This is a genomic window from Mycobacterium sp. HUMS_12744610, assembly GCF_041206865.1.
GTDB classification, from domain to species: Bacteria; Actinomycetota; Actinomycetes; order Mycobacteriales; family Mycobacteriaceae; genus Mycobacterium; species Mycobacterium servetii.
This window is the reverse complement of the sequence record NZ_JBGEDP010000001.1, coordinates 5,087,146-5,101,615: the sequence shown is the minus strand read 5'-3', so window position 1 is coordinate 5,101,615 and position 14,470 is coordinate 5,087,146. Positions and strand designations below refer to the sequence as shown.

15 protein-coding genes are annotated in these 14,470 nt (G+C 70.4%); 12 read left to right on the top strand and 3 right to left on the bottom strand.

What is annotated here, in order from left to right; translation table 11 throughout:
• Positions 1-15 precede the first annotated feature (15 nt).
• The 7 genes from AB8998_RS24750 to AB8998_RS24720 all read left to right on the top strand — a co-directional run bounded on the left by AB8998_RS24750 (position 16) and on the right by AB8998_RS24720 (position 5,109).
• The gene (locus AB8998_RS24750) at positions 16-333 is read left to right on the top strand and encodes a WXG100 family type VII secretion target (protein ID WP_369740371.1); all 318 of its coding nucleotides are present in this window, start codon (positions 16-18) and stop codon (positions 331-333) included.
• Between the two features lie 16 nt (positions 334-349).
• The gene (locus tag AB8998_RS24745) at positions 350-646 is read left to right on the top strand and encodes a WXG100 family type VII secretion target (protein WP_369740369.1); all 297 of its coding nucleotides are present in this window, start codon (positions 350-352) and stop codon (positions 644-646) included.
• A gap of 228 nt (positions 647-874) precedes the next feature.
• Positions 875-1,318, top strand: a complete 444-nt coding sequence (rplM, locus tag AB8998_RS24740; RefSeq protein ID WP_369740367.1) for a 50S ribosomal protein L13 — start codon at positions 875-877, stop codon at positions 1,316-1,318.
• 101 nt (positions 1,319-1,419) lie between these two features.
• Positions 1,420-1,833, top strand: coding sequence for a 30S ribosomal protein S9 (gene rpsI, locus AB8998_RS24735; RefSeq protein ID WP_369741749.1), 414 nt, complete (start codon positions 1,420-1,422; stop codon positions 1,831-1,833).
• Positions 1,834-1,986: 153 nt separating this feature from the next.
• A complete protein-coding gene (gene glmM, locus AB8998_RS24730) occupies positions 1,987-3,324 on the top strand; it encodes a phosphoglucosamine mutase (protein ID WP_369740365.1) in 1,338 nt (445 codons plus the stop codon).
• A 43-nt stretch (positions 3,325-3,367) separates the two neighbouring features.
• Entirely contained in the window at positions 3,368-3,673 is a 306-nt protein-coding gene (locus AB8998_RS24725) for a hypothetical protein (RefSeq protein ID WP_369740363.1), read from the top strand.
• A 2-nt stretch (positions 3,674-3,675) separates the two neighbouring features.
• Complete coding sequence (locus tag AB8998_RS24720; RefSeq protein WP_369740361.1) at positions 3,676-5,109, top strand: hypothetical protein; 1,434 nt, start codon at positions 3,676-3,678, stop codon at positions 5,107-5,109.
• Between the two features lie 5 nt (positions 5,110-5,114).
• Here AB8998_RS24720 and AB8998_RS24715 read toward each other — a convergent pair whose 3' ends face one another.
• From AB8998_RS24715 to AB8998_RS24705, 3 genes are read right to left on the bottom strand one after another with little or no spacing between them, the layout of a single operon-like run.
• Complete coding sequence (locus tag AB8998_RS24715; protein ID WP_369740360.1) at positions 5,115-6,158, bottom strand: LLM class F420-dependent oxidoreductase; 1,044 nt, start codon at positions 6,156-6,158, stop codon at positions 5,115-5,117.
• Between the two features lie 46 nt (positions 6,159-6,204).
• Entirely contained in the window at positions 6,205-7,056 is an 852-nt protein-coding gene (locus tag AB8998_RS24710) for a dienelactone hydrolase family protein (protein WP_369740358.1), read from the bottom strand.
• Between the two features lie 49 nt (positions 7,057-7,105).
• A complete protein-coding gene (locus AB8998_RS24705) occupies positions 7,106-7,297 on the bottom strand; it encodes an Rv1535 family protein (RefSeq protein WP_369740356.1) in 192 nt (63 codons plus the stop codon).
• Between the two features lie 652 nt (positions 7,298-7,949).
• Between AB8998_RS24705 and glmS the strand changes: the two genes are divergently transcribed.
• The 5 genes from glmS to gad all read left to right on the top strand — a co-directional run bounded on the left by glmS (position 7,950) and on the right by gad (position 14,449).
• Positions 7,950-9,827 carry a glutamine--fructose-6-phosphate transaminase (isomerizing) gene (glmS, locus tag AB8998_RS24700; RefSeq protein ID WP_369740354.1) on the top strand — a complete coding sequence of 626 codons (1,878 nt, stop codon included), beginning with the start codon at positions 7,950-7,952 and terminating at the stop codon, positions 9,825-9,827.
• Between the two features lie 106 nt (positions 9,828-9,933).
• Complete coding sequence (locus AB8998_RS24695) at positions 9,934-10,773, top strand: DUF4436 domain-containing protein (protein WP_369740353.1); 840 nt, start codon at positions 9,934-9,936, stop codon at positions 10,771-10,773.
• A gap of 91 nt (positions 10,774-10,864) precedes the next feature.
• The gene (locus tag AB8998_RS24690; protein ID WP_369741748.1) at positions 10,865-11,542 is read left to right on the top strand and encodes a rhomboid-like protein; all 678 of its coding nucleotides are present in this window, start codon (positions 10,865-10,867) and stop codon (positions 11,540-11,542) included.
• Positions 11,543-11,615: 73 nt separating this feature from the next.
• Entirely contained in the window at positions 11,616-13,055 is a 1,440-nt protein-coding gene (locus tag AB8998_RS24685) for an NAD(P)H-hydrate dehydratase (RefSeq protein ID WP_369740351.1), read from the top strand.
• A gap of 29 nt (positions 13,056-13,084) precedes the next feature.
• Positions 13,085-14,449: a glutamate decarboxylase gene (gad, locus tag AB8998_RS24680; protein ID WP_369740349.1), complete on the top strand. Its 1,365-nt coding sequence runs from the start codon at positions 13,085-13,087 to the stop codon at positions 14,447-14,449.
• Positions 14,450-14,470: the final 21 nt, after the last annotated feature.

Genomic DNA, 14,470 nt, shown 5'->3' with positions numbered 1-14,470 from the left:
GCCGTCGAACCTGATATGACGACCTCCAACACACTAAGCGCCGACTTCGACCTGATGCGCTCGGTCGCGGCCACGGCGGACGCCCGCAACGAAGAACTGCGCGCGATGCTGCAGGCATTCATCGGCCGCATGGGCGGTGTCCCGCCGTCGGTGTGGGGTGGGCCCGCGGCGGCGCGGTTCAAGGAGGTGGTGGATCGCTGGAACGCCGAGTCGGTACGGCTGCACCACGTCCTGCACGCCATCGCCGAGACCATCCGATACAACGCGACCACCCTGCAGGAGGCTGCCGAACACCACGCCCACCGCGTCGCCGCCTCCGGTGGACACCTGTGACCGGAGAGGAGTAGCCGTGGATCCGGTGCTGTCCTACGACTTCGGCGAAATCGAATACGCCGTGCGGCAGGAGATCCACGCCACGTCGACAAGGTTCAATGCCGCGCTGGAGGAATTGAGGTCGCAGATCGCCCCGCTGCAGCAACTGTGGACCCGCGAAGCGGCGGCCGCCTATCAGGTGGAGCAGCTGAGGTGGCATCAGGCGGCGACCGCGCTCAACGAGATCCTCGTCGACCTCGGCAACGCGGTCCGCGACGGCGCCGAGGAGGTGGCCGACGCCGACCGCCGGGCCGCCGGCATCTGGGGGCGCTAGCCGTCGCGCCCCCGCAGGCTGCTGTGTGGTCCCGGCGGAGGAGAGCCGCCGGGACCACACAGCAATTTTGACCTGCGGGTACGTCCGTCGGTAAGCTGCTCCGTTGGCGTCCGGTAACGCCGGGGCCTCGGGTCAATGTCGGTCGCCGAGACCAGCCCCACCGTGTGACGCCTGACCGGCACCCGGGTCGCACCGGGATCCACCCCGAGAAGAGATTAGGTAAGCGCTGTGCCCACTTATGCGCCGAAGGCGGGTGACACCACGCGGTCGTGGTATGTCATCGACGCCACGGACGTGGTGCTTGGCCGTCTTGCCGTCGCGGCAGCCACCCTGCTGCGCGGCAAGCACAAGCCGACGTTCGCCCCCAACGTCGATGGCGGAGATTTCGTCATCATCATCAATGCGGACAAGGTCGGCATCGGCCCCGAGAAGCTGCGCGACAAGCTGGCTTACCGCCACTCGGGATATCCCGGCGGCCTGCGCAAACGCACCATCGGCGAGCTGATGCAGAAGCACCCCGACCGCGTGGTCGAGAAGGCGATCGTGGGCATGCTGCCCAAGAACAAGCTCAGCCGGCAAATCCAGCGCAAGCTGCACGTCTACGCCGGCCCGGAGCATCCCCATGCCGCGCAGCAGCCGGTTCCGTTCGAGATCAAGCAGGTGGCCCAGTGACCGAGACGACCGAAGCCGTGGAAGAAGCCACGGAAGCCGCGGCGGCGCCGGAAGCCTCGGCGGAGGTCCCGGAGACCCCCGAGGCCGTCGGGGCCGCCGGGGTGCCCGCCGGCGACTCCTACGTGTTCGAGCGGCCCATCCAGACCGTCGGCCGCCGCAAGGAGGCGGTGGTGCGGGTGCGACTGGTGCCCGGTACCGGCAAATTCGACCTCAACGGGCGCAGCCTGGAGGCCTACTTCCCCAACAAGGTGCACCAACAGCTGATCAAGGCCCCGCTGGTCACCGTGGACCGGGCGGAGAACTTCGACATCTTCGCCCACCTGACCGGCGGCGGGCCCTCGGGCCAGGCCGGTGCGCTGCGTCTTGGCATCGCCCGGGCGCTGATCCTGGCGTCGCCGGAGGACCGCCCCGCGCTGAAGAAGGCGGGCTTCCTCACCCGTGATCCGCGTGCCACCGAGCGCAAGAAGTACGGCCTGAAGAAGGCGCGTAAGGCGCCTCAGTACAGCAAGCGCTGATTCGGCGGTCACTTTCTGGCCGCCACGCGGCATCTCGCACGAGACGTTGTGCGCGTCCTTCGGCGTGTCTGCGCGCTGTCCTACGCGATTTCGGTCAGAAAGGAACGGGCACGTTAGGTGCTGGACCGTCCAAACTGTGAGAGGTTTGTCCGCATGGGTCGACTATTCGGCACCGACGGTGTTCGTGGGGTCGCCAATCGCGAATTGACGGCCGAGCTGGCGCTGGCGCTGGGCATGGCCGCAGCCGGGCACCTCGCGCGGCCGGGCGGACCCGGCCGGCGGGTGGCCGTGGTGGGCCGGGACCCCCGCGCCAGCGGGGAGATGCTGGAGGCCGCGGTGATCGCCGGGCTGACCAGTCAGGGTGTCGACGCGCTGCGGGTCGGGGTGCTGCCCACCCCGGCCGTGGCGTACCTGACCGGTGCCTATGACGCCGACTTCGGCGTCATGATCTCGGCGTCGCACAACCCGATGCCCGACAACGGCATCAAGGTGTTCGGTCCCGGCGGCCGCAAACTCGACGACGACAGCGAGAACCGGATCGAGGAACTCCTCGCCGCCGGGCCGGGGGTGCGGCCGGTCGGTGCGGGGATCGGCCGGGTGCTCGACGCCGAAGACGCCGCGGACCGCTACCTGCGCCACGTCGGCAAGGCCAGCACGCTGCGGCTCGACGGGCTGACCGTGGTCGTCGACTGCGCCCACGGGGCTGCGTCGGCGACCGCACCGACCGCGTACCGCGCGGCCGGTGCGCGGGTCATCGCGATCAATGCCGAGCCCAACGGGCTCAACATCAACGACGGTTGTGGGTCCACGCACCTGGACGCGCTGCGCGCGGCGGTCGTCGCGCACGGTGCCGACCTCGGCCTGGCGCACGACGGGGACGCCGATCGGTGCCTCGCCGTCGACGCGGGCGGACACGTCGTCGACGGCGACGCGATCATGGTCGTGCTTGCGCTGGCGATGCAGGAGGCCCGGGAGCTGGTGTCCGACACGCTGGTCACAACCGTGATGAGCAACCTCGGGCTGCACCTGGCCATGCGTGCGGCCGGCATCACCGTGCGCACGACCGGCGTCGGCGACCGCTACGTGCTGGAGGAGTTGCGCGCCGGCGACTACAGCCTCGGCGGGGAGCAGTCCGGCCACATCGTGATGCCCGCGCTGGGCTCCACCGGAGACGGCATCGTCACCGGTCTGCGACTGATGACCCGCATGGTGCAGACCGGCGCCCCGCTGGCCGACCTCGCCGCGGCGATGCGGACGCTGCCCCAGGTGCTGATCAACGTCGAGGTGGCCGACAGGGCCACCGCCTCCGCGGCACCGTCGGTGCAGGCCGCGGTCGCGGCGGCCACGGCCGAGCTGGGCGAAACCGGCCGAATACTGTTGCGGCCCTCCGGAACCGAGCCGGTGATCCGCGTCATGGTCGAAGCGCCGGCCAAGGAGGTCGCCGAGCGGATCGCCGCCCGGGTCGCGGAGGTGGTCGGCGCCGCGAGCTGATTCTCGCCGGAACCCCGGCGCCGTCCCCGTCGTCGGAATAGGCATGAGACAACGTAGTTCTGCCGAGGTCGACGTGGCGGCGGTGCACCGGGTGGCCGACCGGTTGGAGGCGGCCGCCGAACTCATCGACAACGCCGTGGGCGAGCACCTGGCCAGGCTGGCTTTCGGTGGTGCCGCTGCCGGACGCGCCTACACCACGCGCGGCGATGCCCTCCGGGCCGGCCTTCAGCGCCTCGCGACCGAGCTGTCGCAGTGGTCGCGGGCCTCTGCGGCCGTGGCCGTGGCGCTGCGGGCCAGCGCCGAGCGCTACGCCGATGCCGAGCTCTATGCCGCCAGGCGGATCGCCTGACCATGACCGGCCGGTTGGACGTCACCGAACGCCTCGCCGACGGCCGGTTCGCCGTCGAGCACACCCAGACCTACGTGCGGGCCTGTCGCGCGCTCGGCTACCAGGAGCCCGACCTGACTACGCGACCGTCCCAGATCCGTGACTGGTACGACAGCGAACAGGGCCTGGACCTGCACGCGCTGGACCGCGACTGCGCTGAACTGCGGGCGGCGGGCGCCGCGGTCGCAGAAGGCCTGCGCATACAGCGGGCGCAGGTGGACGAGCTGGCCGCGGCGTGGACGGGCGCGGGCGGCGCGGCCGCGGTCGCCTTCCTGCAGCGTCATTGCGATGCCTCCGGCGCCGTGGCCGCCGAGATCCGCGCCGCGGCGCAGCGGTGCGAGTCGCTGCGCGACAACCTGTGGTATCTGCTCGACTCGAAGGTCGCCACGGCCATCGCCCTCGATGACCGTACGCACGCGCAGCAAGCGGCGTGGTTGGCCGCCGCGGCCGCGGTCGCCACCGGGACCGGCGATCGGGCAGCCGAGCAGATCGTTCGCCAACAGATAAACCCCTATGTCGACAACGACATTCGCAACGACTGGTTGACGGCGATGCGTTCGACCGGGGCAGGTATCGCGGCGTCCTACGACATGGTCATCGACAAGATGGCCGCCGCGGCGGCGGTCTACTTCGAGGTTCCGGGCGATTTCGGGCCGACCTACCAACCGGCCCCGCCGGCGGCGGCCGCGGTCGCGCCCGCCGCCGCGGTCGCGCCCGCCGCCGCGGTGCCCGCCGCCGCTGCGCCCTCCCTGCCCGCCGAGCCGCCGCAGGGCGCTGCCGCGGCGCCCATGGCGCCCGCCGAGCCGCCGCAGGGCGCTGCCGCGGCGCCCATGGCGCCGGCCGACCCGCCGCAGGGCGCTGCCGCGGCGCCCGTGGCGCCGGTCCCGGACTGGGGAGCCGCGCTCGGTGACGCTGCGGGTGCGCCCGCCGGCGGTCTGGGCGGCGATCTGGGCGGTTTGAGCGGGCTCGCGGGCCGGATCGTGGAGGCGATGAGCGGGTTGCTGGGTCCGGCCGGTCAGCTCGCCGACCCGTCGGCGCTCGACGACGCACTGGGCACCGCGGACCCCTCCGGCATCGGCGATCCCTTCCACCCCGACCACGGGGGTGATGGCGCCGACGAGCACACCCACGGCGACGAGATCGAAGACGTCGACCAGACGCGCGAGGACGACGACGACCAGTCCGGCGATCTGACTCGAGCCGGTGACCAGGCCCAACCCGGTGAGCAGGCTCCACCTGTCGACCAGGTCCCACCGGCCGATGCACCGGCGCCGGCCGCCGGGTCGCCGCCCGCCGCGCCGGTGGCGCAGCCCCTCGATGTACCGGCGCCCGCGGTGGACGAGGCGTCAACGCCGTGTGAGATCGCTGCCGACCAGCTGCCGCAGGCGGGCCGGTGAGGAGTTCAGGAGGGTCGCAGCTCGAGCAGCTCCTCGACATGACGCACCGATTCCACCGGATCGGCGCTCACGGGGCTGACCAGCAACGTCGTCACGCCGGCCTCGGCGAAGGCGGCCAGGCGTTCGGCGACGAAACCGCGGGGGCCGACGAGCGAGATCCCGCGCACCAACTCGTCGGGCACGGCGTCGGTGGCCTCGCGCTTGCGACCGGACAAATACAGCTCTTGAATCCGGTCGGCGACCTCGCCGAACCCGTAGCGGGTGGCGAGGTTGTGGTAGAAGTTGCGGCCCCGGGCGCCCATCCCGCCGAGGTAGAGGGCCAGCTGCGGCTTCACCCAGTCCAGCCGCTCTTCGACGTTGTCACCGATGGCCAGCGACGTGTGGACCATGACGTCCAGCGGCCCCAAAGCGGGATCGCGTTTGGCGGCACCGGCGGCCAACGCCTCGCCCCACACGGACGCGGCCTTCTCCGGAAGGTAAAAGACCGGCTGCCAGCCCTCGGCGATCTCGGCGGTCAGCTCCACGTTCTTAGGTCCCAGCGCGGCGATCGTGATCGGGATGCTTTCGCGCACTGGGTGATTGATCAGCTGAAGAGGTTTGCCCAGTCCCGTGCCCCGATCCGGCGGGACGGGGATCTGGTAGTGCTTGCCGGCGTATTGCAGCCGTTCGCGACGCCACACCTTCCGGCAGATCTCCACAACCTCCCGGGTGCGGCCCAACGGGGCGTCGAACTCCACACCGTGAAACCCCTCGATCACCTGGGGACCGGAGGTGCCGATGCCCAGGCGGAACCGGCCGTCGGACACGAAATCCAGCCCCGCGGCGGTCATCGCCAGCAGCGAGGGTGTCCGGATGTAGAGCGGAACCACACCCGAGGCCAACTCGATGCTTTCCGTCTTGGCGGCCAGGTACCCGAGCTGGCTGACGGCGTCAAAGGAATATGCCTCGGCCACCACCGCGATGTCGAGGCCGGACTTCTCCAGTTCGACGATGCGGTCGACGGCCTGGTGAAAGCCGCCCGAATAGTCCAGAGCGATCCCGATGCGCACCCACGACAGATACCACGAGCGCCGCGGCCCGCTGCGGCGGCCCGCGCTATTTCAGCAGCGCGACAATCTTTTCTTCCAGCGAAACCGGCGGGGCCTCGGGGTCCACCTGGTCCGTCTTGGGTAGGTGCACGTCCGGGTCGGCGAACGCGCGATAGGCCTTGTCACCGCCAAGCGTGCTGAGCAGGTATCCGGTCAGCAGCGCCCGTACCGAGCGCTGCGTGCGCCGGTGCGAGCCCCCCAGCCCGAAGGCCTTGGGCAGTCGCCTGCCCTCGGCCAGCCCTCTGGGTTCGGCCTTGCGGACGATGCGCAGCGTGGCCGCCTTCCATGCCTGCGACAGTGCCAGCGCGTTGGAGTTCAGCGACGTGGGTTCTCCGGGCGCGGTCAGAATCAGGCCGGGGACCTTCAGCGTCGCGGCCGGCTCCTCGGCCGGGGGACTGGTCACCGTCGGGAAGATCGCCGCCACCGCACCGGCCGGCTCGCCCGGCATACCGGCCATGCCGGCGGCGGCGAACACGGCGGCCGACCCGCCGAACCCGTGGCCCGCCAGGCCGAGCTTGGCGGGGTGGACGCTGATTTTGCCCGGCCCCAGGCGGACCCCCGCCATGATGTCGAGCGCGGTACCGAGATCGAACGCCAGGTTGAGCACCGACGGCGCCACGCCACGCTCGGTGTCCGGGGCGCCGGCCACGATGCCCCACGACGCCAGATGCTCCAGCAGTCCGTGGTAGCGGGCCGCGCCGGTGAGCCAGTCGTGACCGAACGCCACGCCGGGCAGGTTCAGCCCCGCCTCGGGGGTGTACACCACACCCGGCAGGCCCGCAAAGGCCAGGTCACCGCGCAAAACCCGATGCGGGCCACGGCGGCTGAGGGTCGCGACGAGCTTGCGGATGCGGGCCACCCGTCGACGTTAGCGCACCGCGGCGCTGCCCCGGGCGCCTCGGCGGTCGTTACGCCAGCACCTCGATGACCCCCACCCGCCACAGCGCGGCGTAGAGCTGGCGCAGCGGAATGCTCAACACGCGCGCGGTGGCGTCCACCAGCGGGTCACCGCCGCCGACGATCGGCGATCGCCGGTGCGCCCGCGGAAACGCCGGGGCCTTTTCGGTGCACGGGACTTCGTCGTAGAGCGCAGCAGTCATGGTTCTCTCCTCGAAGCGCGGACCGGTGGCCGTTTCGACGCGATCCGCTGCGAAATTCTCCATTTGCATTTGATTGCGATGACCCATCAGGAGTTTGCGTGTCGCAAAACATTTGCTGAACACAAATCGTCGGAAATGGCGCCCGGTGTGGCATCTGCGCCGCCGGGTCGCCGGCGCCGATGTCGGCCGGCGAAACTCACGGTAAAAACTCGGTTACCGGGTGATGTACGATGACCTACTCGATAGGCGTTGAAACGCTGTGTGATTAGACTTCCGGATCGCATAAAACCCGCGCGTTCGTGGTCAGGTGGGCGTCAACTCCGTCGTCCTTTCCGCTGTTTCCGGCATGTCCGCAGCGCTGGCGCCCAGCCGCGGAGCGTCACCTGCATAGTGCCGCTCATTCGACGGTGTCGTTAGTTGCCGGCATTCGCTGATATTTCGCACGGTAAGGGCCGAGCGGCACGCGTTCGATGACGCCGCCGAAAACGTCGGAAATACATCAGGTGACGAACGCACGCTTTTCATGGGGTCGATATGAACCCAGCCGCACCGGCTACGGCGCGGCGCCGACCGCGCTATACGGGGCATCGGTACGCTGCGCCCCCCGCGCGCGTCACTACCCCGACAGGGGCGCTGCACTACCCTGGTACGGATGTGCGGAATCGTCGGCTACGTCGGGCAGCGTCCCGCCCACGAGGTCGTCATAGACGCGCTACGCCGGATGGAGTACCGCGGCTACGACTCGTCGGGCATCGCCCTGGTCGACGCGGACGGCCGGCTCACCGTGCGCCGCCGCGCCGGCCGGCTGGCCAACCTGGAGCAGGCGGTGGCCGACATGGCTGCGTCTTCGGAGGCGTCGCTGGCCGGCACCACCGGCCTCGGCCACACCCGCTGGGCCACCCACGGCCGCCCCACCGATCGCAACGCCCACCCGCACCGCGACGCCGCCGGCAGGATCGCCGTCGTTCACAACGGCATCATCGAGAACTTCGCGGCCCTGCGCCAGGAGCTGGAGGCGGCCGGGGTGGAGTTCTCCAGCGACACCGACACCGAGGTCACGGTGCACCTGGTGGCGCAGGCCTACCGCCACGGCGACACGGCCGGTGACTTCGTCGCGTCGGTGCTGTCCGTGCTGCGCCGGCTGGAGGGCCACTTCACGCTGGTGTTCGCCAGCGCCGACGCGCCCGGCACGATCGTCGCCGCCCGGCGGTCCACCCCGCTGGTGCTCGGCATCGGCGACGGCGAGATGTTCGTCGGCTCCGACGTGGCGGCGTTCATCCCGCACACCCGCCAGGCCGTCGAACTGGGCCAGGACCAGGCCGTGGTGCTGACCGCCGACAGCTACCAGATCACCGACTTCGACGGCAACGACGACGCCGCCCACGCCCGCGAGTTCCACATCGACTGGGACCTGGCCGCCGCCGAAAAGGGCGGCTACGAGTACTTCATGCTCAAGGAGATCGCCGAGCAGCCCACCGCGGTGGCCGACACCCTGCTCGGGCATTTCGTCGACGGCCGCATCGTGCTGGACGAACAACGGCTGTCCGACCAGGAACTCCGCGATGTCGACAAGGTGTTCGTGGTCGCCTGCGGCACCGCCTACCACTCCGGGCTGCTCGCCAAGTACGCGATCGAGCACTGGACCCGGTTGCCGGTGGAGGTGGAGCTGGCCAGCGAGTTCCGCTACCGCGACCCGGTGCTGGACCGCAGCACGCTGGTGGTCGCCATCTCGCAGTCCGGGGAGACCGCCGACACCCTGGAAGCGGTGCGCCACGCCAAGGAACAGAAGGCCAAGGTGCTGGCGATCTGCAATACCAACGGCTCACAGATCCCGCGCGAGTGCGACGCGGTGCTCTACACCCGTGCCGGGCCGGAGATCGGGGTGGCCTCCACCAAGACCTTTTTGGCCCAGGTCACCGCGAACTACCTGGTCGGCCTGGCGCTGGCGCAGGCCCGCGGCACCAAGTACCCCGACGAGGTCGAGCGCGAATACCGTGAGCTGGAGGCGATGCCCGACCTGGTGGCCCGCGTGCTTGCGACGATCCGGCCGGTGGCCGACCTGGCCTACCGGTTCGCTCAGTCCTCGACGGTGCTGTTCCTGGGCCGCCACGTCGGTTATCCCGTGGCGCTGGAAGGCGCGCTCAAGCTCAAGGAACTGGCCTACATGCACGCCGAGGGGTTCGCGGCCGGCGAGCTCAAGCACGGCCCGATCGCACTGATCGAGGACGACCTGCCGGTCATCGTCATCATGCCTTCGCCCAAGGGGCAGGCCACGCTGCACGCCAAGCTGCTGTCCAACATCCGCGAGATCCAGACGCGCGGCGCGGTCACCATCGTCATCGCCGAGGAGGGCGACGACACCGTCCGCCCGTATGCCGACCACTTGATCGAAATTCCGTCGGTGTCAACACTTCTGCAGCCCCTCCTGTCGACCGTCCCGCTACAGGTGTTCGCGGCGTCGGTGGCGCAGGCCCGCGGCTACGACGTCGACAAACCGCGCAACCTGGCCAAGTCCGTCACGGTGGAGTAGACAACCGGCGCGTCGCCTCGCTTTGGCCGTACGGCCGCAGCGCACTCGATCCGTGAACTACATTCCTCGGGGACAGTTCGCCAGGGACGCAAAAAAGGGGAGCAGCATGCGGTCGGCGGTCGGCAGGTTCGGCGTCATTGGTCTGGTCGTGGGCATCGTGGTGGCATACGTGGCGGCGGTCGCGCTGTACGCCGCCGGCGGCGAGGGCCGCCAGCGGATGGTCACCCCGCCCGGCGGCGAGGCGACGACGGCGACGATGAACGTCGAAGACATCCAGTCGAATTACAGCGTGCTCGTCGCCAACCTGACCGTGGTTCCCGGCTCGGCGTTCCTGGACCCGCAAACCCACCACCTCAACGAGGACCTCAGCCTGCGGGTCAGGTCGGTGGCCTCGCCCACGCGCCGCACCTGGACCAGGGGCATGCTGCCCGGCACGTTCCCCGTGCCGCTGACCATCGCCGGCGAGATCGAACGGTGGCCCTTCGACCACTACCGCTCGGGGCCCGTCGAGGTCGAACTGTTCCGCGGCGACCATGCCGAGCCCATCCGCGTGCCCGTGAAGTTCGTCAACCACCTCTCCGGGTGGGAGGTCGCCGCCGGCAGCCACGGTGGGCAGGGTCCCTACCGGGTGAGTCTGCAGCGGTCGCTCAGCACGGCGGCGTTCGCCATCGTCATCCTCGGTGTCCTGATCACGATCGCCGTCCTGGCCCTGGTCGTGGCGATCCAGACGGCCCGCGACCGGCGGAAGTTCCAGCCGCCGATGACGACCTGGTACGCGGCGATGCTCTTCGCGGTCGTGCCGCTGCGCAACGCGCTTCCCGGCTCGCCGCCGTTCGGTAGCTGGATCGACATCACGATCGTCCTGTGGGTGCTCGTGGCGCTGGCGGTCTCGATGTCCCTCTACATCAACTGCTGGTGGCGGCACCTGCGGCCGGACAACCCCTAGGGCTGCCGGCCCGTTTGCCGTGGTTTCGCGGCGCGGCGCCGGGCATGCGAAGGTTGACGTCGTGGCGGATACATCGGCGCGGGCGCGGAACATGGCGCTCGCGGTGTGGCATTGGGTCAGCGAGGCGCCGCTGACCTACGGCTGGCTGCTCGTGCTGACGATCACCACGCTCATCCAGAACCACCTCACCGGCCAGCAGTTGCACGCGGTGTTGCTGCACCGCTCCATCAACATCCATGGCCTGGGCTCCGATCCGCTCGACGCGCTGTTCGCCAGCCTGCTGTGGATCGACGGCAAGAACCTGGAACCGTACCTGTTGCTGTTCACCCTGTTCCTGGCGCCGGCGGAACACTGGCTGCGCCAGCTGCGGTGGCTCACCGTGGGGCTGACCTCCCACATCCTTGCCACCTACATCGGCGAGGGCATGCTCTACTTCGCGATCGAGGAGCACAGCGCGTCGGAACGGCTGGTGCTGGCGCGCGACATCGGGGTCAGTTATTTCCTCGCCGGCGTGATGGCCGTGCTGACGTATCACATCGCGCGACCGTGGCGCTGGGGCTACCTCGGGGTCCTGTTCGTCATCTTCGGTTTCCCGCTGCTCACGATGAACCGCGTCGAACTCAACTTCACCGCGATCGGGCACTTCGCGTCGATCCTCATCGGGCTCTGCTTCTACCCGCTGACGCGCACCAAGGGCGGCATGCAACTGGGCCCGGCCAAGCTCAGGGACGCGCTGCGGCGATTCCGCTCCGGCGAGGCTTCTGCCTGACTGCCTGACTGCCTGACTGCCTGACGAAGTCCTGACCACGCCCCGCCGGCGCCGGCACGTAATGTTGGCTTCGATGCGGCATTACTACTCCGTGGACGCGATCCGCGACGCCGAAGCGCCCCTGCTGGCCGGCCTGCCCGACGGCGTCCTGATGAGACGCGCGGCCTTCGGGCTGGCCACCGCGATCATCGGCGAACTCGTCACCCGCACGGGTGGGGTCGCCGGCCGCCGCGTGTGCGCGGTCGTCGGCTCCGGGGACAACGGCGGCGACGCCCTGTGGGCGGCGACGTTCGTGCGCCGCCGTGGCGCGGCCGCCGACGCGGTGCTGCTCAACCCCGACCGCGCCCACCCCAAGGCCCTGGCGGCATTCCGGAAATCCGGCGGTCGTGTCGTCGGAAAAGTTTCGCCGACAACCGATCTCGTCATCGACGGGGTGGTGGGCATCTCCGGGTCCGGACCGTTGCGCCCAGCGGCGGACGAGGTGTTCGCCGGCCTGGCCAGGCCGGGCGCCGAGGCCATCCCGGTGGTCGCCGTCGACATTCCCAGCGGGATCGACGTGATGACCGGGGCGATCACCGGTCCCGCCGTGTGCGCCGCGCTGACCGTCACCTTCGGCGGGCTCAAGCCGGTGCACGCGCTGGCCGACTGCGGCCGCGTCGAACTCGTCGACATCGGCCTGGACCTGCCGGGCCCCCCGGCCGTCGAGGCGCTGGGATTCGAGGCCGCCGACGTGCTGGCCCGCTGGCCGGTGCCCGGGCCCGACGACGACAAGTACACCCAGGGCGTGACCGGCGTGATGGCCGGCTCGTCGACCTACCCGGGCGCCGCCGTGCTGTGCACCGGCGCCGCTGTCGCGACCCACTCCGGCATGGTCCGCTACGCGGGCAGCGCGCACGCCGAGGTGCTCGCGCGCTGGCCCGAGGTGATCGCCTCGCCCACCCCGGCCGAGGCCGGGCGGGTGCAGGCCTGGGTCGTCGGGCCCGGGTTGGGCACCGACGCGACCGGCGCCGGCGCCTTGATGTTCGCGCTGGAGACCGACCTGCCCGTGATCGTCGACGCCGACGCGCTGACCATCCTGGCGGAGCGGCCCGAGCTGGTGGCCAACCGAGACGCGCCGACCGTGCTGACCCCGCACGCCGGGGAATTCGCGCGGCTGGCCGGCGGCCCGCCCGGCGACGACCGGGTCGGCGCCTGCCGCAAGCTGGCCGACGAGCTCGGCGCCACGGTGCTGCTCAAGGGCAACGTCACCGTCATCGCCGACCCCGGCGGCCCCGTCTACCTCAACCCGGCCGGGCAGTCCTGGGCCGCTACCGCGGGCTCGGGCGACGTGCTGTCCGGGATGATCGGCGCGCTGCTGGCGGCGGGCCTGCCGGCGGCCGAGGCGGCCGCGGCGGCCGCCTTCGTCCACGCCCGCGCGGCGGCGTCCTCGGCCGCCGATCCCGGGCCCGGAGACGCGCCGACGTCGGCGTCGCGCATCCTCGGCCACATCCGGGCCGCCCTGGCCGCCCTATAGAAAGGAACCCCGTGCCCCACCACCCGTCCATGCCCGCGCACGCGATCGCCCCCGCCTACACCAACCGCCTGTTCACCGCGCCGGTCCCGGCGCTGCGCCTGCCCGACGAGTCGATGGACCCGCAGGCCGCCTACCGCTTCATCCACGACGAGCTGATGCTCGACGGGAGTTCGCGGCTGAACCTGGCCACCTTCGTGACCACCTGGATGGACCCCGAGGCCGACAAGCTGATGGCCGAGACGTTCGACAAGAACATGATCGACAAGGACGAGTACCCGGCGACCGCGGCCATCGAGCAGCGCTGCGTGTCCATGGTGGCCGACCTGTTCCACGCCGACTGCCTCAACGACGCCGACCCCTACAGCGCCTGCGGGGTGTCCACGGTCGGCTCCAGCGAGGCGGTCATGCTGGGCGGGCTGGCCATGAAGTGGCGCTGGCGGGCGAAGGTCGGTAAGGGCTGGGAGAAGCGCACCCCGAATCTGGTGATGGGTTCCAACGTCCAGGTGGTGTGGGAGAAGTTCTGCCGCTACTTCGACGTCGAGCCCCGCTATCTGCCGATGGAGAAGGGGCGCTACGTGATCACCCCCGAGCAGGTCGTCGACGCCGTCGACGAGAACACCATCGGCGTGGTGGCGATCCTGGGCACCACCTACACCGGGGAGCTCGAGCCCGTCGCCGACATCTGCGGCGCACTGGACAAGCTCGCCGCCGGCGGGGGCGTGGACGTCCCGGTGCACGTCGACGCCGCCAGCGGGGGATTCGTGGTGCCGTTCCTGCATCCGGAGCTCAAATGGGACTTCCGGCTGCCCCGCGTGGCGTCGATCAACGTCAGCGGCCACAAGTACGGCCTGACCTATCCCGGCGTCGGCTTCGTGGTGTGGCGCAGCAAGGAGTACCTGCCCGACGAACTCGTCTTCCGGGTCAACTACCTGGGCGGGGACATGCCGACGTTCACGCTGAACTTCTCCCGTCCCGGCAACCAGGTGGTCGGCCAGTACTACAACTTCCTGCGGCTGGGCCGCGACGGCTACGGCAAGGTGATGCAGGCGCTGTCGGGCACGGCGCGGTGGCTGGCCGAGCAGCTGCGCAGCAGTGAGCGTTTCGAGGTGATCTCGGACGGCTCGGCGATCCCGGTGGTCACCTTCAAGCTCGCCGGCGAGCGCGGCTACACCGAGTTCGACGTCTCCCACGAGCTGCGCACCTACGGCTGGCAGGTGCCGGCGTACACCATGCCCGACAACGCCACCGACGTGGCGGTGCTGCGCATCGTGGTGCGCGAGGGCCTCTCGGCCGACCTCGCCCGGGCGCTGCACGACGACGCCGTCTCCGCGCTGACGTCGCTGGACACGATCAAGCCCGGCGGACACTACGACGATCAGCACTTCGCGCACTAGTCTGCGCGCCCCGAAAGTGTG